The 19,850-nt window shown below is 45.8% G+C and carries 23 protein-coding genes; 9 read left to right on the top strand and 14 right to left on the bottom strand.

Annotated elements, in window-relative coordinates; all coding sequences use genetic code 11:
• The first annotated feature begins 107 nt into the window (after positions 1 to 107).
• Complete coding sequence (locus FOT42_RS01810; RefSeq protein WP_151888857.1) at positions 108 to 521, top strand: glyoxalase; 414 nt, start codon at positions 108 to 110, stop codon at positions 519 to 521.
• Here the strand turns inward: FOT42_RS01810 and FOT42_RS01805 are convergent.
• The gene (locus FOT42_RS01805; protein ID WP_151888856.1) at positions 510 to 1,190 is read right to left on the bottom strand and encodes a DUF2461 domain-containing protein; all 681 of its coding nucleotides are present in this window, start codon (positions 1,188 to 1,190) and stop codon (positions 510 to 512) included. The two genes, FOT42_RS01810 and FOT42_RS01805, sit on opposite strands and share 12 nt — an antisense overlap.
• A 92-nt stretch (positions 1,191 to 1,282) precedes the next feature.
• Here FOT42_RS01805 and epsC point away from each other — a divergent pair, with 92 nt between their 5' ends.
• The 3 genes from epsC (at position 1,283) to FOT42_RS01790 (ending at position 3,589) form a co-directional block, all read left to right on the top strand.
• Entirely contained in the window at positions 1,283 to 2,074 is a 792-nt protein-coding gene (gene epsC, locus FOT42_RS01800; protein WP_151888855.1) for a serine O-acetyltransferase EpsC, read from the top strand.
• A complete protein-coding gene (gene cysM / locus FOT42_RS01795) occupies positions 2,067 to 2,951 on the top strand; it encodes a cysteine synthase CysM (RefSeq protein WP_151888854.1) in 885 nt (294 codons plus the stop codon). The genes epsC and cysM overlap by 8 nt, the downstream gene beginning before the upstream one ends.
• A gap of 155 nt (positions 2,952 to 3,106) precedes the next feature.
• Complete coding sequence (locus tag FOT42_RS01790; RefSeq protein WP_151888853.1) at positions 3,107 to 3,589, top strand: hypothetical protein; 483 nt, start codon at positions 3,107 to 3,109, stop codon at positions 3,587 to 3,589.
• A gap of 8 nt (positions 3,590 to 3,597) precedes the next feature.
• Here FOT42_RS01790 and FOT42_RS01785 read toward each other — a convergent pair whose 3' ends face one another.
• The 4 genes from FOT42_RS01785 to FOT42_RS01770 all read right to left on the bottom strand — a co-directional run bounded on the left by FOT42_RS01785 (position 3,598) and on the right by FOT42_RS01770 (position 9,620).
• Positions 3,598 to 5,067 (bottom strand): MoxR family ATPase, encoded by a 1,470-nt coding sequence (locus FOT42_RS01785; RefSeq protein WP_151888852.1) that lies wholly within the window; start codon positions 5,065 to 5,067, stop codon positions 3,598 to 3,600.
• A gap of 7 nt (positions 5,068 to 5,074) precedes the next feature.
• Entirely contained in the window at positions 5,075 to 6,238 is a 1,164-nt protein-coding gene (locus FOT42_RS01780) for a vWA domain-containing protein (protein WP_108425548.1), read from the bottom strand.
• A gap of 124 nt (positions 6,239 to 6,362) precedes the next feature.
• The gene (locus FOT42_RS01775) at positions 6,363 to 7,211 is read right to left on the bottom strand and encodes a DUF4249 domain-containing protein (protein WP_151888851.1); all 849 of its coding nucleotides are present in this window, start codon (positions 7,209 to 7,211) and stop codon (positions 6,363 to 6,365) included.
• A 3-nt stretch (positions 7,212 to 7,214) separates the two neighbouring features.
• A complete protein-coding gene (locus tag FOT42_RS01770; protein WP_192938301.1) occupies positions 7,215 to 9,620 on the bottom strand; it encodes a TonB-dependent receptor in 2,406 nt (801 codons plus the stop codon).
• 183 nt (positions 9,621 to 9,803) lie between these two features.
• Here FOT42_RS01770 and FOT42_RS01765 point away from each other — a divergent pair, with 183 nt between their 5' ends.
• From FOT42_RS01765 to FOT42_RS01745, 5 genes are all read left to right on the top strand, one after another.
• On the top strand, positions 9,804 to 10,343 hold the full coding sequence (locus tag FOT42_RS01765) for an RNA polymerase sigma factor (RefSeq protein WP_262884002.1): 540 nt from the start codon (positions 9,804 to 9,806) through the stop codon (positions 10,341 to 10,343).
• Positions 10,343 to 10,882: a hypothetical protein gene (locus FOT42_RS01760; protein ID WP_151888850.1), complete on the top strand. Its 540-nt coding sequence runs from the start codon at positions 10,343 to 10,345 to the stop codon at positions 10,880 to 10,882. The genes FOT42_RS01765 and FOT42_RS01760 overlap by 1 nt, the downstream gene beginning before the upstream one ends.
• Positions 10,866 to 11,951, top strand: a complete 1,086-nt coding sequence (locus FOT42_RS01755) for a DUF4097 family beta strand repeat-containing protein (RefSeq protein ID WP_192938300.1) — start codon at positions 10,866 to 10,868, stop codon at positions 11,949 to 11,951. Before FOT42_RS01760 ends, FOT42_RS01755 begins: the two co-directional genes overlap by 17 nt.
• Positions 11,952 to 12,023: 72 nt before the next feature.
• On the top strand, positions 12,024 to 12,689 hold the full coding sequence (locus FOT42_RS01750; protein WP_151888848.1) for a hypothetical protein: 666 nt from the start codon (positions 12,024 to 12,026) through the stop codon (positions 12,687 to 12,689).
• Between the two features lie 184 nt (positions 12,690 to 12,873).
• Positions 12,874 to 13,596 (top strand): head GIN domain-containing protein, encoded by a 723-nt coding sequence (locus tag FOT42_RS01745; RefSeq protein WP_192938299.1) that lies wholly within the window; start codon positions 12,874 to 12,876, stop codon positions 13,594 to 13,596.
• Between the two features lie 13 nt (positions 13,597 to 13,609).
• Here FOT42_RS01745 and hisIE read toward each other — a convergent pair whose 3' ends face one another.
• The 9 genes from hisIE to hisC form a co-directional block, all read right to left on the bottom strand.
• Positions 13,610 to 14,206, bottom strand: coding sequence for a bifunctional phosphoribosyl-AMP cyclohydrolase/phosphoribosyl-ATP diphosphatase HisIE (gene hisIE / locus FOT42_RS01740; protein WP_151888846.1), 597 nt, complete (start codon positions 14,204 to 14,206; stop codon positions 13,610 to 13,612).
• Positions 14,207 to 14,283: 77 nt separating this feature from the next.
• Positions 14,284 to 15,039, bottom strand: a complete 756-nt coding sequence (gene hisF / locus FOT42_RS01735) for an imidazole glycerol phosphate synthase subunit HisF (protein ID WP_151888845.1) — start codon at positions 15,037 to 15,039, stop codon at positions 14,284 to 14,286.
• Positions 15,040 to 15,077: 38 nt separating this feature from the next.
• Positions 15,078 to 15,356, bottom strand: a complete 279-nt coding sequence (locus tag FOT42_RS01730; RefSeq protein ID WP_151888844.1) for a GIY-YIG nuclease family protein — start codon at positions 15,354 to 15,356, stop codon at positions 15,078 to 15,080.
• Positions 15,357 to 15,390: 34 nt separating this feature from the next.
• Positions 15,391 to 15,906 carry a DinB family protein gene (locus tag FOT42_RS01725; protein ID WP_151888843.1) on the bottom strand — a complete coding sequence of 172 codons (516 nt, stop codon included), beginning with the start codon at positions 15,904 to 15,906 and terminating at the stop codon, positions 15,391 to 15,393.
• Complete coding sequence (hisA, locus tag FOT42_RS01720; RefSeq protein WP_151888842.1) at positions 15,884 to 16,630, bottom strand: 1-(5-phosphoribosyl)-5-[(5-phosphoribosylamino)methylideneamino]imidazole-4-carboxamide isomerase; 747 nt, start codon at positions 16,628 to 16,630, stop codon at positions 15,884 to 15,886. Before hisA ends, FOT42_RS01725 begins: the two co-directional genes overlap by 23 nt.
• A gap of 3 nt (positions 16,631 to 16,633) precedes the next feature.
• Positions 16,634 to 17,050, bottom strand: a complete 417-nt coding sequence (locus tag FOT42_RS01715; RefSeq protein WP_151888841.1) for a GNAT family N-acetyltransferase — start codon at positions 17,048 to 17,050, stop codon at positions 16,634 to 16,636.
• On the bottom strand, positions 17,051 to 17,635 hold the full coding sequence (gene hisH, locus FOT42_RS01710; protein WP_151888840.1) for an imidazole glycerol phosphate synthase subunit HisH: 585 nt from the start codon (positions 17,633 to 17,635) through the stop codon (positions 17,051 to 17,053).
• Positions 17,635 to 18,771, bottom strand: a complete 1,137-nt coding sequence (hisB, locus tag FOT42_RS01705) for a bifunctional histidinol-phosphatase/imidazoleglycerol-phosphate dehydratase HisB (protein WP_151888839.1) — start codon at positions 18,769 to 18,771, stop codon at positions 17,635 to 17,637. Before hisB ends, hisH begins: the two co-directional genes overlap by 1 nt.
• Positions 18,772 to 18,773: 2 nt before the next feature.
• A complete protein-coding gene (hisC, locus tag FOT42_RS01700) occupies positions 18,774 to 19,820 on the bottom strand; it encodes a histidinol-phosphate transaminase (protein ID WP_151888838.1) in 1,047 nt (348 codons plus the stop codon).
• Between the last annotated feature and the right edge of the window lie 30 nt (positions 19,821 to 19,850).

Genomic DNA, 19,850 nt, shown 5'->3' with positions numbered 1-19,850 from the left:
GATTCGTCTGGTAATGAAAATGAAACTGTTCATAACATCGTTGACAATTATTGTCCATTAAAAAAGTATAGCCTTTTTGAATATGTAACTTTATTAAAACTTCAGCCATGGATTCACGATCCAAGAGTCTTTTGGACATTCGTCCGGACGTTAAACCATCACATTTTAACAGCGAAATGGGTTTTGATGAACGCTTTCAGAACCAAACTTTACGGCCTGTGATCAAGATTCAGAACGATTTGCTGATCGAGGCTTTCAAAAATTATGTGGGCAAGCACAAAGGTGTTTTTTATGACCTTCCCCTCGAAAAAAAGCTCCAGTACATTGAACGGGCCATCCAAAAGGACATCAAGTTCAGGAACTCGCTCAAAGGAATGGTCATTGGCCAGTTCACTGTTGAGGAGTACCGGGACTATATCTCCAATTCCTCGGCACTGAACAAGCGGATGATGAACATGGTGATCGAGCGGTTGAAGGACCAAGTGCAACTTTTGGACCACGAAGTCCTCTTACAGCACTGATTCTCCATTAAGGTCGGTGGTGAGGATGTTGCTCATCAGGTCAAAATAAGGCCGTATGGCACGGTATGATTTGTCCACTTCCTCCAAAAAAGAACCCGACAACACTTCCTTGTCCGTAAAATTACGGACAAAGATGAACTGCTTGAGCTTGATGAGGTCGATGTCGGGGTGTTCCTTGTCAAAGCCTTTGGGCATGGTCTTTAAGGCATCTCCCTGTATCTCTCCCCAGACGGATTTCAACGATTTTTGGTTGATGGTCTTTCTGAATTCTTCGGCATCCATTTCCAACTCTTTTCGTATCCTGAACAGGTCTTCCTTGTTCGGGTCCCAAAATCCAGTGGCCAAAAAAGACCCACCAGGCTTTAGGTGGATGTAATACCCGCCTCGCAGTTGGGCCCCCAATCTGGAAAAGGAAGCGGCCAAATGAGTCTTGTACGGCGTTTTGTCCTTGGAGAAGCGCACGTCGCGGTAAATGCGGAACATTTTCATTTTTTCGATCTCATCATGATGGCTCAACTTGTCACTAATCATCTCAAAAAAGGACTTCGCTGCTGTCTCGTGCGATTTGAAAGTGGCCTTGTTTGCCTCGAACCATTCCTTATTATTGTTCTTTTCCAGTTCCTTCAAAAAATCGAAAGTCGCTTTGGAAACCGTATTATTGTCCGGCATATTTTTATAATATGTTATTTTTAAACTAAAGTTAGTTTTTTCTATCTGCGTATGGTAAGGATTTATCTAATTTTAAGACTAGAAAGTGCAGTATGGACAAGAAAAAAATAATTTCGGAACTGAACCGGCACAAGAAGTTGCCCCATCTGGATTTCAGATTGAAACAAGATACTGAAGATTTCACAGACACCCTTTTTTATACCCTCTTCGACTCCAACACCCCTGTGGCTGTGAACTTGGAGTTGTTGGAGAAAAAGTTCAACGACTTGCTGGACATGGCCTGCTGGGAACTTGAAAGGCCCAACAATGAATTGTGGGACGAATATGTTTCCCATTTGCCCGAAATCTTGGAAAAACTGAACTTGGATGCAGAGGCAATTTTGAACTGTGACCCTGCTTCATTGTCCCTGCAGGAGATCTATATGGCCTATCCAGGATTTTATGCCATTGCCATCTACCGTTTGGCGCATGAACTATATGTACAGGGCGTACCGTTGATTCCCAGATTGATGACAGAGTATGCGCATAGACAGACGGGTGTGGACATCAACCCGGGAGCCAAGATTGGAAAATCGTTTTTCATCGATCATGCCACGGGTGTGGTCATTGGCGAAACGGCAATTATTCACGACAATGTAAAAATTTACCAAGGGGTAACACTTGGTGCGCTCTACGTGGCCAAAAACTTGGAGAAGACGAAAAGGCACCCTACCATAAAGAGCAATGTCACCATTTATGCCAACGCCACAATTCTAGGGGGGGATACAGTGGTTGGCGAAAACTCCATTATAGGTGGAAATGCGTGGATTACATCTTCAGTGCCCCCCAATTCAACGGTTTACCATACCCCCGAAATCAAAATAAAGACAACACCCAATGTCTAAAACCATATTAGACCTGATTGGCAACACACCTTTGGTGGAGGCCAAGGTATTGAACACCAATCCCAACGTAAAAGTACTTTTTAAGCTTGAGGGCAACAATCCTGGCGGAAGCGTCAAGGATAGGCCCGCTTATAACATGATCAAGAGCGGTCTGGAACGAGGGGATTTTTACAAGGATTCCAAATTGATTGAGGCCACTAGCGGAAACACGGGGATTGGATTGGCGATGATCGCCAGCCTTTTTGGATTGAACATTGAATTGGTGATGCCTGAAAACTCGACCAAGGAAAGGGTGCAGACCATGCGTGCCTATGGCGCCAAAGTAACCCTGACCCCTGCTGATGTGGGCATTGAGGGAGCAAGGGATTATGCCGAGGCCAAAGTCGCGAATGAAGGGTATATCATGATGAACCAATTCTCCAATGAGGACAACTGGAAGGCCCACTACAAGACCACCGGACCCGAAATTTGGCGTGATACGGAAGGACAAATCACCCATTTTGTCTCGAGTATGGGAACCACAGGCACCATTATGGGCACCTCCACCTATTTGAAGGAGAAAAATCCGGACATCCAGATTGTGGGCGTGCAGCCTACGGACGATTCCAAAATCCCTGGAATCCGCAAGTGGCCGGAGGAATATCTTCCCAAAATATTTGATCCGCAAAAAGTGGATGTGGTGATGGAAGTCAGTGAAGCGGATGCCGCGCTAATGGCGAAAAAATTGGCCAAAGAAGAAGGCATTTTTGCAGGGATGAGCAGTGGCGGTGCAGCCACAGTGGCCTTCAGGTTGGCCGAGACTTTGGAGAGTGGAACCATTGTTTCCATTGTATGTGACCGGGGGGACCGATACCTTTCATCGGACCTTTTTGATTAAAAGTTCCCTACTCGTTTTACTATCACATATTCGAGGTTTCATATCAGATTTTTCTGATTATCCAACATTGCCAGCGGTTCATCGATTTGTTTAAAATAATGTCATTTCAAACCCCGTTCTTTATGTCAAATTAGAGTCCCAAATCTCAGTTTGATATGAATACAATTTCAAAAATCATCACCTGGAAAAGAAACATACTGACCTCCTTGGCCGTTTTGTTGGTCTTGATCGTATTGGACTTTTATGGTGTGTATACCAACAAGTTCTATTTCCTAAAAGCCGATAATTATATATTTCCCGTTTTGGCCTCCGTGCACTTATTATACCTGTATGTGGTATGGTTCAAAATTTCTGAGGGGGAGCTTCCAGATCCCAAAATGCGGAACATCGAGTATGTACTCTATGTCATTATGATCGTGTATGTGTTCAAGATCTATGATAGTGCCCAAATCCTTGGCTCGGTGAAACATTATGAAGAGCATGTCATTCCCATGACTTTTAAACCAGTGGCAACCCTTACATTGGTGCTGTACAGTATCCTACCCATATTGACGATATACACCTTCTGGCTCAGAAAAAGGTATGTTGGCGTATACAACTTTGAAAATTACAACGACAACCTCAATATTTGGCAATAAGAAGCCTTTTATAGCCCGCGGATATAGCTTCCGTACATATCCTTGAATTGAAAACCTTGAACAAAGCGGTGTTTGCTCAATTTGTTGTGGGCCACCAATCCCCAAAGTAATACCTCTTTCAAGAAATAGGAATCCTCTTTGGACGTTTCAGGTCGATATTCTTTGATCAAATTGTTGAGCGGGGCAATGCCATCCAATTTACTTTGGTAAGCGGCATCGGTGTCATCATCCAAAAGATCGAATCCTTCCCCTTCAAAAAACCAATGGATCAACTCATCGTATTCCGTTTGTGCATCTTTTCGCTGGAGCTTGTCTATCTTGGGGAAATATTCGGAGAAGAGTGATTTAATGGCTTCCTCGATCAAGGTTTCGGCAACAAAGCCGGCTCCCTCCTGTTCTCCTTCATACACCAATTCGATTTTTCCAGTGATGGATGGGATCACCCCCATGAAATCGCTCAGACGGACCACGGTTTGGGTATCCCCGGCCAAGACGGCCCTGCGCTCGGCTGTGCTCAACAGGTTTTCAAAAGCTGTGATGCTCATACGGGCACTCACACCACTTTTCGCATCCACATATTCGCTTTTTCTTGCCTCAAAACTGATCTGTTCCAACACATCCATGGCAATCTCTGGCACATAGATCTTGTCTGATTGTCGTTGATCCAACTTTGCTTCCTGTTTGGTGATTTTTTTGGCAATGTCCACAGTTTCGGGGTAATGCGTCAAAATCTGTGAACCGATCCTGTCCTTCAATGGGGTCACGATGCTCCCCCTGTTAGTATAATCTTCAGGGTTGGCCGTAAACACAAACTGCATATCTAGCGGTAATCGCAATTTAAAACCACGGATCTGTATGTCACCTTCCTGCAAAATATTGAACAGGGCGACTTGGATCCTGGCCTGTAGATCGGGCAATTCATTGATGACGAAGATGCAACGGTTGGCCCTGGGGATCATCCCGAAATGGATCACGCGGTCATCGGCATAGGACAGCTTTAGATTGGCTGCTTTTATGGGATCCACATCCCCGATCAGGTCGGCCACGGTAACATCCGGCGTGGCCAATTTTTCATAGAAACGCTCGTTTCTATGGACCCATTCAATTGGGGTGTTGTCCCCTTTTTCCTTAATGAGTTCCATCGCAAATCTGGAAATGGGCTTCAAAGGGTCATCATGCACTTCGGAACCGGCCACAATGGGCATCCATTCGTCCAACAACTGCACCATCAAACGGGCCAAACGGGTTTTGGCCTGTCCGCGGAGTCCCAAAAGATTGATGTTGTGTCGCGACAGAATCGCTCGTTCTAACTCTGGGATCACGGAGTTTTCATAACCCCATACGCCCTCGAACACTTCTTCTTTCTTGGAAATCTTGGCCAATAGGTTTTCACGCAATTCATCCTTGATGCTCCTGCTTTTGTATCCAGCAGATTTCAATTCACCTAAGGTCTTTATGTTGGTATGATCCAATTTCATGTGGTCTTTATCCTTTAATTCTTCGTTTTCTGTTCTGTTCGTAATCTTCAAATATCATTTCGCCCAATCCCTTCAGCCCTGTGTAAAAGGCCTTGCCTTTATTGGCCTTGGTAAATTCCTGCACAAATTGCATTAGGTAAGGGTCTTCGGCAATCATAAACGTGGTTATGGGGATGTGAAGTTTCCTGGCCTGTTGGGCCATTGCATAGCATTTTTCCACAATATAGTCATCCAGCCCCACACTGTTCTTGTAATAATCCCCGTTGGGAAGCCGCAAACAAGAGGGCTTTCCGTCGGTGATCATAAAAATCTGTTTGTTCGTGTTCCGTTTTCTGCGGAGCATGTCCATGGCCAATTGAAGTCCGGCCACCGTATTGGTGTGATAGGGCCCCACCCTCAAGTAGGGTAAATCTTTTATGGGGATGGGCCAGGCATCGTTCCCGAACACCAAAATATCCAAGGTATCCTTTGGATAACGGGTGGTGATGAGCTCTGCCAGGGCCATGGCCACTTTTTTGGCCGGGGTGATGCGGTCTTCGCCGTACAAGATCATACTATGGCTGATATCGATCATCAGTACGGTGCTCATCTGTGCCTTGTACTGGGTGTCCTCGACCACTAGGTCTTCCTCACTCAAGGAGAAATTGTCCAATCCGTGGTTCACTTGGGCATTCCGAAGGCTTTCCGTCATGGAAATGTGTTCCAGGGAATCCCCAAAGCGGTATTCCCGAAACTCTCCCGTGTGCTCATCTCCCCTGCCCGATTTTCCAGTCTTGTGGTTGCCGGAGCCACTTCTTTTGATTTTCCCAAAGATTTGGTCCAAGGCACGCTGGCGCAACATGCGTTCCAGTTTGGCCGTTATGGAAAGGTTTCCGCCACCGCCTTTTTCATCACCTTCTTCCCCATCACCGCCTTTTTCGCCATCCATGTCAAATTCTTCACGGATGTATCCCTTGGCCTTGAGGTCTTCTATAAAATCGTCGATGGTGTAATCGTCATCGGTAAGCTCATATTCCTTGTCCAGCTCACGGAGCCAGTCCAAGGCTTCCTCCACATCGCCCGAGGTGTGTGTGACAAGTTCCTGAAAAATCTCGAAGAGTTTTTCGAACGGGGTTTGGTCGGGAGCTTCGTAAGTAGTAAAACGAAATCCTTTTCTTGTATTCATAGCCATCACATAAAATTAAGACATTTCTATGGAAGGGCCGTTGCTTTAGAAAAATCTTAACGCAGGGCATAAAAAAAGCGCCGGGCCCTAGGAACCCGACGCTTCGGCATCAAGCCAACCTAAATCATTTTCATTCTTCCACAAAAGTGTAACTGGCCTTTACCACTTGGGTCAACCTGAAATAGCCAAAGGCATAGTTTTCAGGGTTGGTCTCATTGATACAATTCCCCTTCACCGCTACCGGAGTGGAATCAAAGAGGCTTGTGCCGCCCAATTGTTCGACCAGAATCTTGATGTAGTCATAATAGGGACGTGAAATCCCGTACATTTCAATCTGTAATACATCTCCAGGCTGAAAGGGTTCGATGTTTTCATCTTCGTCCTCCTCGATTTCGTACCACCAATCAATCTCATTTCCATTCAGGAACCTGTCCTCGCCCACTTCCAAACCTGGCAGCAAATCGCCCTCTCGCTGAAATTTGAAGAGATAGTTATTGCCTTCCTCTTCGGGGTCGGTGAACACGATGTGGACTTCAAGTTCCTCATCATTGAACCCCTCTTCCCGTTTTTGAAAAATGTCGGTGATGTCGGTCACGGGGGTCATCGTCTCGATGGCGGTATATACCTCTCCATCATGTTCGATGCGTAAGGAATAGGATTTCCCTAAAACAGGCTCAAAAGTTGTGGAAAGATATTCCCCGTTGCCCTGGTCCGCAAAAACAAATTCATCACCGCTCGTATCATTGGTCACGACCACGGAGGCACCAGTAACTTCCGTGATGGCACCCGTGCTAAAAAAAGGAGAGGACTCGCTCAAACGGATGGTCTGTTCATTCCCTGTGGTCCCCTTTTCCCAATTCAAGGATGCCTCCACCACCAATCGTGTGGGACCATCTTGGACCTCTACATCCACCACGTCCACGCACGACGTAAAAGCAATAACGATAATAGCGAGTATAATTTTTTTGAATGTTTTCATGGTTTAAAATTTAAAGTTGTAGGTCAATGAGGGAACAATACCAAAAATGGCCGTTCGGGTCGCTTGGTTGGCCCCGGTCTCCAAATTTTGACCAAAGGAAATTGATGCAGCATTTTTTCGGTTGTAGAGATTATAGATGCTGAGCACCCATTCCCCTTTGAAACGTTTGTTCTGATATTTTCTGGGTTTGTAGTTCACCGAAACGTCCATCCGGTGATAGGCGGGCAAACGGTCTGAATTTCGTGGCGCATAACTGGCTATGGACAGACCTTCATACACATATTGTCCATTCGGATAGGTCACCGGCCTCCCAGTTTGAAAGACCAAATTGGTCCCAAAGCTCCATTGATCGTTCAACTGATAGGCCCCGGAAACGGAAACATCGTGGGTCCTATCAAAAGCGGAATTGTACCAATCGCCATCATTGATGCCCGGACCACCTGCGTTCCCTCCCAAAGTCCGCTGTTCAGATTTGGAAAGCGTGTAGGCAATCCATCCGGTGAAATCGCCCTCATTCTTGCGAAGTAGGAGTTCCAGTCCGTAGGCCCGCATTTCGCCGTTCAAAATTTCGGTTTCTATGGTATTTTGGCCAATCAGGTCAGACCCGTCTATATAATCGATTCGGTTGTCCACGGTCTTGTAATAAGTCTCCACTTCCAAGGAATAGGCCTTGTCCAAAAAATTGCGGAAATAACCCACTGCATATTGGTTGGACAATTGCGGCTTGATAAAAGGGCCACTGGGCGTCCAGACATCCAATGGGGTCACCGAAGAAGTATTCGACAGCAGATGAATGTACTGAGCCGTTCTAGAATACCCGGCCTTGATGGACGAGTCTTCATTGAGAAGATAGGCCAAGGAAACCCGGGGCTCAAGGTTGCCAAAAGTCTCGATGGTCTCATTTTTGGCATACTCCTTTTCCCCAATGACCTCGCCCCGCTCATAAATGCCCAATAGGGAATTGTACACCACGGGCTGATCGTTCGCATATTCGGAGATGGGCTGTCCGCCCAAGCGCGAAAAGGCACTGTACCGCATACCATACTGTAAGGTCAGGCTGGGGGTCAGTTTATGCTCTGCATTGATATAGATGCCACTTTCCAACGCCCTTTTTTGGTCCAGTTTCAAAGGATTTACAGGAGATGTATCTGCCGTTGGGTTCACCTCTCCTGGATCAAAATCATAATAGATGCCATTGGCCCCAAAATCCAAGCTGAAGGCATCACTCAAATAATATTTGAAATCATACTTAAGGTTGTAATTGGTGATGGAAGAGACCCATTCAAATTCATCCTGGGCAAACTCGAGATCATAGTCATATCGACTCCAAATAGCAGAAAGGTTGGAAAACAAACGATCGTTGAAGATGTGGTTCCAACGCAGGTTGCCCGAGGCATTGCCGTAGCTACTGTCAAAACTGTTCCCCAATTTAAAGGCGTCCCGACCAAAATAGCCACTCAAGAAAAGTCTGTTGTTGGCATTGATGGCATAATTGGTCTTGAGGTTCAGGTCATAAAAGCTGACACTATTGTCCTCCCCTGCGGCTTTGAGCAATAGATCTACATAGGAACGGCGGCCCGCAACCAAAAAGGAACCCTTATCGCCAAAAAGAGGCCCCTCGGCAGTCAATCTACTGGATATGAGACCAATACCTCCGGTCAGAGCAAAGTTTTTGTTGTTTCCGTCCTTTTGACGGATGTCCAATACCGAGGAGACCCTACCCCCAAAGCGGGCCGGGATGCCTCCTTTGTAGAGTTTCACGTCCTTGATGGCGTCTGCATTGAACACCGAAAAGAAACCGAACATGTGCGAAGTATTATAGATGATGGCCTCATCGAGCAATACCAGGTTTTGGTCCTGGGCCCCTCCCCTAACATGGAAACCTCCTGTACCTTCCCCATTGTTGGTGACTCCGGGCAGCATTTGCAGGGATTTCAGCACATCCACTTCCCCGAGCACTACGGGCATTTGCTTGACTGTACCCATGTTCATCTTCACCACGCTCATTTCGGGCTTGCCCAATAGGGCACGTTCCGGTTCGTCTGCGGTGACCACGACTTCGTCCAATTCGGTGGAGAATTCAGAGACTTCCACATCGTTTTTCAGGTCTTGGACCAAGTTGATCTTCATCTGGACTTCATTGTAGCCCATGTACGTAATCCGTAGGGTGTATTCTCCGGCCGGGGCCGTGATGGAATAAAAACCATATTCATTGGTTATCCCCCCGATTGAGGTCCCTGCCAAGAGCACCGAAGCCCCAAAAAGGGTTTCCCCGTTGCTTTTGTCGGTAATGGTCCCGCTTACGGTGTAGCTGTTCTGTCCCATGGCCAGTGCACAGCCCAAAAGGAAAAGCCACAGTAACCAAACGGTGCTTTTGGTCACTGGGCCCAATTGTGATCTTCTGTTCATTTTTTGATGTTTTGATGATTGTATTTTTATTGTTCAGAGCCATAGACAGCATAAAAAATGAAGGGTTGCACGGATTCTTTTATTTGCACTTTTTTTTAAGCATTCGATAAATTTTTTTCACACTGGTGCAACCATTTACTTTTGCATTTGTCTTTAGCTCAAACAAGGCATCAACCTAAGCCATTGGAAACAGACATCCGTTTTACGCATAGATCCATAGTGGAACAGTGCAAAGCAGGAAATGCCAGCTCGCAATATGAGTTGTATTCCCGCTATGTGGATGCCATGTACAACGTGGGGCTACGGTTTTTGGGCAATACGGAAGATGCGGAGGATATTGTACAGGACAGTTTTGTGGATGCCTTCAAGAACCTGGACAATTTCAAGTACGAAAGTAGTTTCGGTGCCTGGCTCAAGCGCATTGTCATCAATAAAAGCATCAACCATTTGAAAGCCAAACGTATTCCCGTAGTGCCCATGGAGGGGCACGAGTTCCATTTGGCGGATGAAGAGCCCATAGAGGCCGAGGCAACGGATATCAAAAAAGTGAAAAAGGGCATTGCCCTACTCCCGGACGGTTATCGGGAGATCATCAATCTGTATTTGATTGAAGGATATGATCATGTGGAAATCGGGGAAATCTTGGGCATTTCTACCAGTACATCCAAATCCCAATACCACAGGGCCAAGAAAAAATTATTGGAAATCATCAATGAATTGTAATGGACAATTTTGAAAAACATATCAGGCAGAATGCTGGCCAATTTGACGAACACAGAGCGGACAGGGCCAAAATGTGGGCCAAGATCGCTGCGGAGCTGAACAAGGAAGAACCGAAAGTGATTCCCCTCTGGAGAAGGCCCATGGTCCGCATAGCGGCATCCGTTTTGCTCTTGGTAGGCCTTACCTCATTTGTCTGGCTGATGGGATTGGGACAAGGAGCGGACCACAACCCATATGCTTCCGAAGAATTGATGGAGATAGACATGTATTACCAGGATCTGGTCTCCTATCAAGTGCAGTTGGTCAAGAACAATCCCAGCCTTTCCGAAGAGAACAAGGCCGAGTTCCTGTCCTTTATGGATGAGTTGGATGCAGAATATGATGTCCTAAAAAAAGAAATGCAAAAGAACCTTGACAATGAGCAGGTGCTGGAAGCCATTGTGGGCAATTATAAAAAGCGCATTGAACTCATTGAGAATTTATTACGGCAGTTGAACGATTCTAAAAAACCGGATGATGATTATGGGTACACATTGTAAAAAAGCACTGTGGATGGCCTTGGTGCTGTTCACGGTACATGTGGCAAAAGCACAGGAAAGGGTACAAAAGACCATCGAGAAGAGTTTTCCGCTGACGGACGCCGGTGAACTGCAACTGGAGAACAAATATGGGAACATTACCCTAAAAGGATGGAACCAGAACAAGGTTTCCGTAGCTATTTCGATCAAGGTGAACCATCGCAAGAAGGAAAATGCCGAAGATCTGTTGCAGCGGATCAATCCCGAGATCAAGGCAAGCAATAGCTATGTTTCCATTGTTTCCGAAATATCCAATAAGAATACAGGTTGGTTCGCCGACTTTTTCAATCGGAACAATCCCATCGATTTTGACCGAAGCCATGTGCAGATCGATTACGAGATTTATCTCCCCGCAAAGGCAGGGATAAAGGTCACCAACCGTTTTGGGGATGTGGTCCTGGAAAATTGCAATGGTCCCTTGACTGCTTTGATCGAGCACGGAAATCTGTGGATCGGCGAAAATTTGAACAAAGCGGACATTATCTTAAAATATGGGAAAGTAAGGGCCAAGAACCTGAATTATGCCGATCTGGACCTAAAAAATGGAGAACTGGACATGGAAGATTCCAAAAGTCTGCGTTTGCGGAGTGATGGAACCGAAATCAACATCCATTCGGTCAGTTCACTGGAAATCTATTCCAACAAGGACCATATTTCGGTGAGCGAGGCGGGCACTTTGTACGGAAGCCTGGAATTCACCACATTCAAGTTGGAACGTTTGGCCCAAGAAGTGGACCTTAAGATGAAGATTGCGGATTTTAGGGTGTACGAGGTCACCAACCCTTCCGCAGAAATATCCATAGAACAGGAATCGGCAGATATCACATTGTCGGTCGCCAATTTTTCCCACCGTTTCACCGCTACTTTAGAGGAAGGAGTGGTTCGCCTGCCCAAATCCTTTGAGAATGTGGACTCAGAAATGCTAGACAAGGGACGTAGGCTCCGAAAGATTGTAGCCACTTATGGTTCGGAGAAAAAAGGAAGCATTTCCATCCAAGGCCAAAAGGGAATTGTAACATTGAACGATTAAATAACACCAATGGTGCAACCTTTTGGTGAATACATTGTCTTTAGAAAAAAATCAATCAAGAATCGCATGCATATGATCAATCAAAAAACGACCTTGCCCCTACTCTTTCTATTCTGGGGCCTATTGGGCTTTGCCCAGGATGATGATGGGGAATACATCACGTTCAACGACCGCAAGAATGTGGTCCATGGCGTCTATTTGGGCCTGTCCACCTATTTTGGGGAAATAGAGGGCGAGGACACCTACATCGGGGGGCTAAAAGTGGCCTATGTTGCCAACCGACAGTTCGAGGTCGGTTTTATGGCCAACATCCTTTATTCCCAACAGGATATTTTCAATCCACGGACGGTCAACAACGATGATATTGTTGCCGTATATGGAGGATTGCATTTGGAACCCATTCTTTTTGGAAAGAACAGGGTGAGTCTGTCGTTTCCTCTGCTGATCGGTGGCGGTGGTATGGGCTATGTGGACCATGATGCCGTGCGAAGGGATGAAAATGTGGACCTCGACGATGATGACATCGACGCCATATTTGTATTGGAACCTGGCATGAACGTTCTGTTCAATGTATCCCGATATGTCCAATTGGAAGCAGGAATACGATACAGAATGTCCAGTAAAATCGACCTCGCACAAAGTCCGCTAGAACGCATCAATGGTTTTTCCGGAGGAATCGGAGTAAAACTGGGAGTCTTCAACATGGGGCGTAACCGATATCGAAAACAACTGGACTAATGGGGAATTTCAATCGCTTTCACCATCCGATCAACACATTGTGGGTCTATTCAAAAAACGAACAGGTATTTACACAAAATGGAAAGAAAGACTGGTCGGCCATTCCATTTCAATGGGTCTCAGTCCCATCCATCAATCAGTAGTAGTTTCAAATAGTCATCACATCAATCAAAAATCGAACAAAATGAAAACACAAATCAGCGCTATACTGCTCGGTGGGCTGTTGGCCCTTTTTTCTTCCTGCGATCATGACACCATCCATGCCCATGGCGAGGTAACCTCTGTTTACCACGACATTGAGGGTTATACTAGGTTGCGGGTTTCAGATGCATTCCAAGTCTATGTCCATTTTTCCGAAGTTGACCAAGGCATCCGCATTGCGGCCAATGACAACTTGCATGACAAAATTGTGGTCGAAAAAGACGGGGATGAATTGGTCATCCGATTGAAAAGCCATACCTCGATACAAGGTAAGGCAGTCATGAACGCTTACATTACCACCACAGATCTTTCTGCGTTTCGTCTTGGCGGGGCGTCTAGATTGACCTTGGACGATCAATGGGAAGTGCAGGACGGTAAAATTGGGGTTTCCGGGGCCTCGGATTTCAGCGGGGAGGTAATCGCCGACCGATTGGAGGTGGACCTTGATGGGGCTTCCTCCATCGATGTGTCCGGAAGTGTTTCATTCTTGGATGCGGAGCTTTCGGGAAGCAGCGACCTATTGGATTTTGGTCTCGATATTTCCAATTTGGACATTGACCTTTCGGGTGCCAGTACCGCCTTTCTCTCCGTGGAAGAAACCATCAGGGTGAAGGCCTCTGGTGCCAGTACCCTAAATTATAAAGGAAATGCGGCCATATTGAAAAGTGAGCTGTCCGGTGCTTCCCATGTCACTAAAAAAAATTGAATCATTGGCGTGGTCAGTGTCGCTGCTCCAAAATATTGACCACGTCACTGAGCTTAAAGTTCTTGGCCTTCAACAAGATGAGGTAGTGGAACAATAGGTCGGCACTTTCATTCAGGAAAAGGTCGTCGTCGTTGTCCTTGGCCTCAATAACGGTCTCCACAGCTTCCTCCCCTACTTTTTGGGCTATTTTGTTGATGCCTTTTCGGAACAAGGATGCCACGTAGCTATCTGGATTGTCGGGATCATTTTTTCGGGATTCGATAATGTTTTCCAAGGTGGACAAAAAGCCATAGGTTTCATCGTTGTCCTCCGCCCAACACGTGTCTGTTCCTGTGTGACAGGTAGGCCCAACGGGGTTCACGCTGACCAAAAGGGTATCGTTGTCGCAATCGACCTTTAGGTCGACCAGGTTCAGAAAATTGCCGCTTTCCTCGCCTTTGGTCCAAAGCCGTTGCTTGGACCGACTGAAAAAGGTCACTTTTCCCGTTTTCTGGGTAGTATCGAATGCTTCTTGGTCCATATAGCCCAGCATGAGCACATTCTTGGTCTTCGCATCCTGGATGATGGCCGGTACCAGGCCTTCTGGGTTTTTGTCGAAATCTATTTTCATACGCTATTGTTTTTTGAAACCACATCTCGACAGCTCCTTCGACTGCGCTCAGGATGACATCTAGATGTGACCATCAACTATACTCTAACAGGAATCCCTTCCTTCTTCAATTCGTTCTTTAAATCTTGTATTTCAATCTCCTTGAAATGGAAGACACTGGCTGCCAAGGCGGCATCTGCTTTTCCTTCCACAAAGGTATCGGTAAAATGGGAAATGGTCCCGGCACCGCCCGATGCAATGATGGGAATGTTCACCAATTCGGATAACTTGGCCAAGGCTTCGTTGGCAAACCCATTTTTGGTGCCATCGTGGTCCATGGAAGTGAACAAAATCTCCCCTGCTCCCCGCTCTTCCACTTCTTTGGCCCACTCAAATAGATTGATCTCGGTTGGAACTTTTCCTCCCACCAAGTGCACTTTCCAAACCCCATCAATCTGTTTGGCATCGATGGCGACCACAATACACTGGGAACCAAATTTGGCCACCAGCTCGTTGATGAGCTCCGGTCTTTTTACTGCTGAAGAGTTGATGGAAACTTTGTCCGCTCCATTTTTGAGCAAAATATCCACATCTTCCACCGAAGAAATACCACCGCCCACCGTAAATGGTATGTTGATGGTCTCCGCTACGTGATAGACCAGTTCGGCCAAGGTCTTTCGCTTTTCCTCTGTGGCGGAAATATCCAAAAAGACCAATTCATCTGCACCTTCCTTGGCATAAATGGAAGCCAATTCCACAGGATCTCCGGCATCCCGAAGGTCCACAAAATTGACACCCTTCACGGTGCGTCCGTCTTTGATGTCCAGACAGGGTATGATTCGTTTTGTGAGCATAATTTATCGTCACCCTGAACTTGCTTCAGGGTCTCATTTTAGTAATCCAATGTTCGTAATGTTGGATTTTGTTCTTTGATCAAATTAACTTTCCAATCGTGGTGCCAGTTCTTCAATTGTTTTTCCCTTGCAATTGCTTGATCGATATCCGAGAAAACTTCAAAATACACCAAATCTGTCAGATTATACTTTTTAGTAAACTTTGAGCCACTTCCTTCTTGGTGTTCCACTACCCTTTTGGTTAAATTTGAAGTCATCCCAATATAAAATGTTGTTCTGTACGTATTGGTCATGATGTAAATAAAGCTTTGTTCCATTCCTATGCGATGCCGAAACAAATTCGGCATGACGTTATTCGTTCTTTACATTTAAATCCACACCATCATAAAAGCCCAAATCCTTGTTTTCCAATAGTTTGGTCCAAAGGGCAATCTGCCCCGTATGATAGGACAAGTGTTCTGTGACATGGATGATGTTTCCCACCCCTGAAAAATTAAATCCCTGCACAAATCTTTTACGCAGCAGTTCATCCAAGGGAGCTTCATAAAATGCCCTTTTTGCCTCGTCAATGGTGTCGGACAGTTTTTGGATCAGTTCCGCTTTGGTGTACCCCGATGTGGCTTCAAACTCCTCGTCCCTTTTTCGGTTGTCCTCCTCATTTTTGATGGAAGCAATCCCATATTGGGTGATGTTGCCACACAAATGCAGGATCAGGTTGCCAATGCTGTTGCTGGACTCGTTGGGCTTCTGCCAAATCTTGTCCTCGGGCAATTTATCCAAACAGATTTTGATCATACGAAGGCTTTCGTTCATTCGATAGCCCGTGTTCCAGATCAGTTCATCCCTAAGCTCTTGTTCCTTGTCCATTTTCAAGAATGTATCGTTCCAATTGTTTTAAACTGATTCTATTTTCATAAATGGCCTTGCCAATAATGGTTCCCTCGCACCCAATTTCGGCAAGCTTTGGAAGTTCGCCAAAGGTAGAAATGCCCCCGCTGGCTATTAATTTCAACCCTGCTGCCGATCGGGACAGGATTTTTTGGTACAAATCGAATGAAGGTCCTTGCAACATCCCATCTTTGCTAATATCCGTACAGATCACATAGTGAATGCCTTCCTGCTGATAATGTTGGATAAATGGAACCAATTCCTGTTCGGATTCTTCCAACCAGCCCGACACGGCCACTTTTTCGTTGTTCGCATCAGCTCCCAAAATGATTTTTTCTGGGCCATAGGTCTGTAACCAGCCCAAGAAGGTGTCCCTGCCCTTAACAGCTATGCTGCCTCCAGTAATTTGCGAAGCTCCACTTTCAAAGGCGATTTTCAGGTCTTCGTCCGATTTTAATCCTCCTCCAAAATCAATTTTGAGGTTGGTTCGGGAAGCTATGCTTTCCAATACTTTATGGTTGACAATGTGTTTGGACTTGGCGCCATCTAGATCCACCAAATGGAGGTGTTGGATACCGTGGGATTCAAACTGTTTGGCAACTTCCAACGGATTTTCATTATAGACTTTTTTGGTCCCATAATCTCCTTTGGAAAGCCGAACGCATTTTCCCTCGATAATGTCTATGGCCGGAATCAATCTCATAGTTTAATCATATTTTGCGCGGTCGATGGCCAACCACATTTCTGAATTTCCTACTCTTTCAAAACCGAACGCCTCATATAACGCATGGGCATCCTTGGTTTTCAGGGCCACTGTTTTTACAGTTTGCACATCGGGTCTGTCCATGATGTGCTTGATCAGCATTTTGCCCAATCCCCGACCTTTGTAGGGGTCGAATATCACCACGTCCATGATGTAGGCAAATACCACGGAATCAGTCAGCACCCTGGCAAAACCTATCTGCTCGTCATCAGAGTTGAAAAGGCCAAAGCAAATGCTGTTGTCAATGGTTCGTTTGGTTTCCTCCGGGCTTCTGTACCCACCCCAATAAGTGGCCTTGATTTCTTTATGGACTTTTTCGATGTCCAACTTAGCCTTGTCTTCTGAAATATAAAATTCCATCTAAATGACCGTTAGAAAATTGTTTAAAATGGTACTGCCCGCCTCACTGCTTTTTTCGGGGTGAAACTGTACCCCATAAAAATTGTCTTTTTGAAGGGCGGCGCTATATTTCAATCCGTATTCAGCACTGGCAATGGTTTCCGTGTCCAATGGAGCATAAAAACTATGCACCAGATAGATATAGGATTTTTCAGGAATCCCATTGAACAAATCGGTTTTCAGATTGGTAATTTGGTTCCAGCCAATCTGTGGCACTTTTACCTGGTTTGAAAATTTCTTCACATCAAGGTCAAAAATGCCAAGTCCCTCTGTGTTTCCCTCTTCGGATGAACGGCACATGAGCTGCATGCCGAGACAAATGCCCAAAACGGGCTGTTTCAATTTTGGTATGACGACGTCCAAACCACTTGCTCTCAATTTGGCCATGGCCGAACTGGCCTCTCCCACTCCTGGAAAAATCACCTTGTCCGCTTCTTGGATTTCCTTGACATTATGGGAAAGCACCGCATCATATCCCAGCCGTTTAATGGCAAAGATGATGCTTTGGATGTTTCCAGCGCCATAATCAATGATTACTATTTTCATCAGAGCATTCCTTTGGTTGATGGCAATACCATTTTCTCCACATCCCGCTTTACCGCCATTTTGATGGATTTGGCAAAGGCCTTGAATATGGCTTCTATTTTATGGTGCTCGTTAGTGCCTTCCGCTTTTACATTCAAATTGGCCTTGGCCCCATCCGTGAACGATTTGAAGAAATGAAAGAACATCTCCGTGGGCATTTCACCAATTTTTTCCCTATTGAAATCGGCATCCCAAACCAGCCAGTTCCTTCCTCCAAAATCAATGGCGACCTGTGCCAAGCAATCATCCATGGGCAAGCAAAACCCATAGCGCTCGATACCCAATTTGTTGCCCAGGGCTTTGGCAAACACTTCGCCCAAAGCAATGGCAGTATCCTCAATGGTATGGTGTTCGTCCACCTCCAGATCGCCATCTACCTTAATGGTCAAATCCATTTGTCCGTGACGGGCCAACTGGTCCAACATATGATCAAAGAAGGCCAATCCGGTTTTGATATCACTTTTACCGGTACCATCCAAATTCAACTTGATTTGGACATCCGTTTCGTTGGTCTTTCTGCTGATCTCGGCAACACGGTTTTCCAGTTTCAGGAATTCATAGATCTTTTCCCAATCGTTGCTCTCCAAGGCGATGTAAGGGTCCAATTCTTCCCTTTTTACGGTAATCTCACCCGTCCCCAAATGGGTTTCATCGTTGATGTAGATCCCTTTCGCGCCAAGGTTTTTGGCCAGCTCCACATCGGTCAAACGGTCCCCGATCACGTAGGAATTGGCAAGATCATACTCTTCCGAAAAATAGGTTGTGAGCATTCCGGTTCCTGGTTTTCGGGTCGGGGCATTGTCTTTTGCAAAGGTTTTGTCGATAAAAACATTATCGAAAATAACTCCTTCGGCTTCAAAAGAGTTGATGATGAAATTGTGTACGGGCCAAAAAGTGTTTTCTGGAAAAATGTCGGTTCCCAAACCATCTTGGTTGGTGATCATCACCAGTTCATAATCCAGTTCCTTGGCAATTTTCCCCAAATACGTGAATGCCTTTGGATAGAAGACCAATTTTTCAAAGGAATCAATCTGTTCATCAACGGTTTCTTTGATGATGGTCCCATCGCGATCAATGAATAATACTTTTTTGCCCATATTTATAGTTTCTTTAAAATGGCTATCAATGCTTTGTTTTCCGTTGGAGTCCCTACCGTAAACCGTAACGTGTTCTCGCAAAGGGGTTGGGTGCTTCGGTTTCGCACCACCACATGTTGGTTCAGCAATTGTTGATAACGTTTGTCGGCATCATCAACCTTGGCGAGCACAAAATTGGCATTGGAGGGGTATAATTGCTCCACAAAGTCCAATTCCTGTAAAGCCTGTTTCAGATTCGCCCGTTCTTCCAAAATTTGGACCACTTCCTGTTGCACGGCATCCTCGTTCAGAACACGTTGCAAGGCTTTTTGTTGGGTCAATTGGTTAACGTTGTAGGGTGGTTTGATCTTGTTCAAAATGGCAATGATCTCTTCCGATGCGCAGCAAATGCCCAACCGGATTCCGGCCAAACCATAGGCTTTGGACAAGGTTTGGGTAACAATCAGGTTGGGATAGTTGTTCAAACTGCTCAACCAACTTTCCTGCTCTGAAAAATCGATATACGCCTCGTCAATGACCACCAACCCGCTGAAGGATTCCAATAGTTTTTCCACATATTCCTTTTTAAAGGAATTACCCGTTGGGTTGTTGGGGGAACAAATGAAAATCAGTTTGGTGTTTTCATCCACAGCCGATAAAATAGCTGGGACATCCGGTTCAAAATCGGAAGTAAGCAAAACCTCCCTGTTCTCCACGGCATTGATTCCGGCCAAAACCTTGTACATGCCATACGTTGGCGGCAAGGTGATGATGTTATCTTGGTTGGGCTCACAGAAGGCCCTGTAGATCAAATCCAAAACCTCGTCACTGCCATTGCCCAAAAGCATGTTGCTCTCGGAAACCCCTTTTTGTTCGGCAAGCACCGCTTTCAAGCTCCTTTGGTACGGGTCGGGATAACGGTTGACCCCATTTTCGAACGGATTTTCGTTGGCATCCAAAAAAATCATGGTGGATCCATCGGAAACATATTCGTCCCGTGCCGAAGAGTACGGTTTTAGGGTCTTTACGGATTCCCTGACGATGTTGTTTATGTTGAAGGTTTTAGTCATATTCTTGAAGTCTCGACTGCGCTCGACCTG

It is taken from the genome of Flagellimonas hadalis (assembly GCF_007785775.2).
GTDB classification, from domain to species: domain Bacteria; phylum Bacteroidota; class Bacteroidia; order Flavobacteriales; family Flavobacteriaceae; genus Flagellimonas; species Flagellimonas hadalis.
This window is presented reverse-complemented; position numbering and strand designations above follow the sequence as displayed.

Bases quoted from the DNA above. Each gene is read 5' to 3' on its own strand.
- FOT42_RS01750 (WP_151888848.1), top strand. From the start codon at position 12,024: ATGATCAATCAAAAAACGACCTTGCCCCTACTCTTTCTATTCTGGGGC.
- hisA (WP_151888842.1), bottom strand. From the start codon at position 16,630: ATGAGATTGATTCCGGCCATAGACATTATCGAGGGAAAATGCGTTCGG.
- cysM (WP_151888854.1), top strand. From the start codon at position 2,067: ATGTCTAAAACCATATTAGACCTGATTGGCAACACACCTTTGGTGGAG.
- FOT42_RS01810 (WP_151888857.1), top strand. From the start codon at position 108: ATGGATTCACGATCCAAGAGTCTTTTGGACATTCGTCCGGACGTTAAA.
- epsC (WP_151888855.1), top strand. From the start codon at position 1,283: ATGGACAAGAAAAAAATAATTTCGGAACTGAACCGGCACAAGAAGTTG.
- FOT42_RS01730 (WP_151888844.1), bottom strand. From the start codon at position 15,356: ATGGAACAAAGCTTTATTTACATCATGACCAATACGTACAGAACAACA.
- FOT42_RS01805 (WP_151888856.1), bottom strand. From the start codon at position 1,190: ATGCCGGACAATAATACGGTTTCCAAAGCGACTTTCGATTTTTTGAAG.
- FOT42_RS01725 (WP_151888843.1), bottom strand. From the start codon at position 15,906: ATGGACAAGGAACAAGAGCTTAGGGATGAACTGATCTGGAACACGGGC.
- FOT42_RS01785 (WP_151888852.1), bottom strand. From the start codon at position 5,067: ATGAAATTGGATCATACCAACATAAAGACCTTAGGTGAATTGAAATCT.
- FOT42_RS01745 (WP_192938299.1), top strand. From the start codon at position 12,874: ATGAAAACACAAATCAGCGCTATACTGCTCGGTGGGCTGTTGGCCCTT.
- hisC (WP_151888838.1), bottom strand. From the start codon at position 19,820: ATGACTAAAACCTTCAACATAAACAACATCGTCAGGGAATCCGTAAAG.
- FOT42_RS01760 (WP_151888850.1), top strand. From the start codon at position 10,343: ATGGACAATTTTGAAAAACATATCAGGCAGAATGCTGGCCAATTTGAC.
- FOT42_RS01755 (WP_192938300.1), top strand. From the start codon at position 10,866: ATGGGTACACATTGTAAAAAAGCACTGTGGATGGCCTTGGTGCTGTTC.
- hisF (WP_151888845.1), bottom strand. From the start codon at position 15,039: ATGCTCACAAAACGAATCATACCCTGTCTGGACATCAAAGACGGACGC.
- FOT42_RS01780 (WP_108425548.1), bottom strand. From the start codon at position 6,238: ATGGCTATGAATACAAGAAAAGGATTTCGTTTTACTACTTACGAAGCT.
- FOT42_RS01715 (WP_151888841.1), bottom strand. From the start codon at position 17,050: ATGGAATTTTATATTTCAGAAGACAAGGCTAAGTTGGACATCGAAAAA.
- FOT42_RS01790 (WP_151888853.1), top strand. From the start codon at position 3,107: ATGAATACAATTTCAAAAATCATCACCTGGAAAAGAAACATACTGACC.
- hisH (WP_151888840.1), bottom strand. From the start codon at position 17,635: ATGAAAATAGTAATCATTGATTATGGCGCTGGAAACATCCAAAGCATC.
- hisB (WP_151888839.1), bottom strand. From the start codon at position 18,771: ATGGGCAAAAAAGTATTATTCATTGATCGCGATGGGACCATCATCAAA.
- FOT42_RS01775 (WP_151888851.1), bottom strand. From the start codon at position 7,211: ATGAAAACATTCAAAAAAATTATACTCGCTATTATCGTTATTGCTTTT.
- FOT42_RS01770 (WP_192938301.1), bottom strand. From the start codon at position 9,620: ATGAACAGAAGATCACAATTGGGCCCAGTGACCAAAAGCACCGTTTGG.
- hisIE (WP_151888846.1), bottom strand. From the start codon at position 14,206: ATGAAAATAGATTTCGACAAAAACCCAGAAGGCCTGGTACCGGCCATC.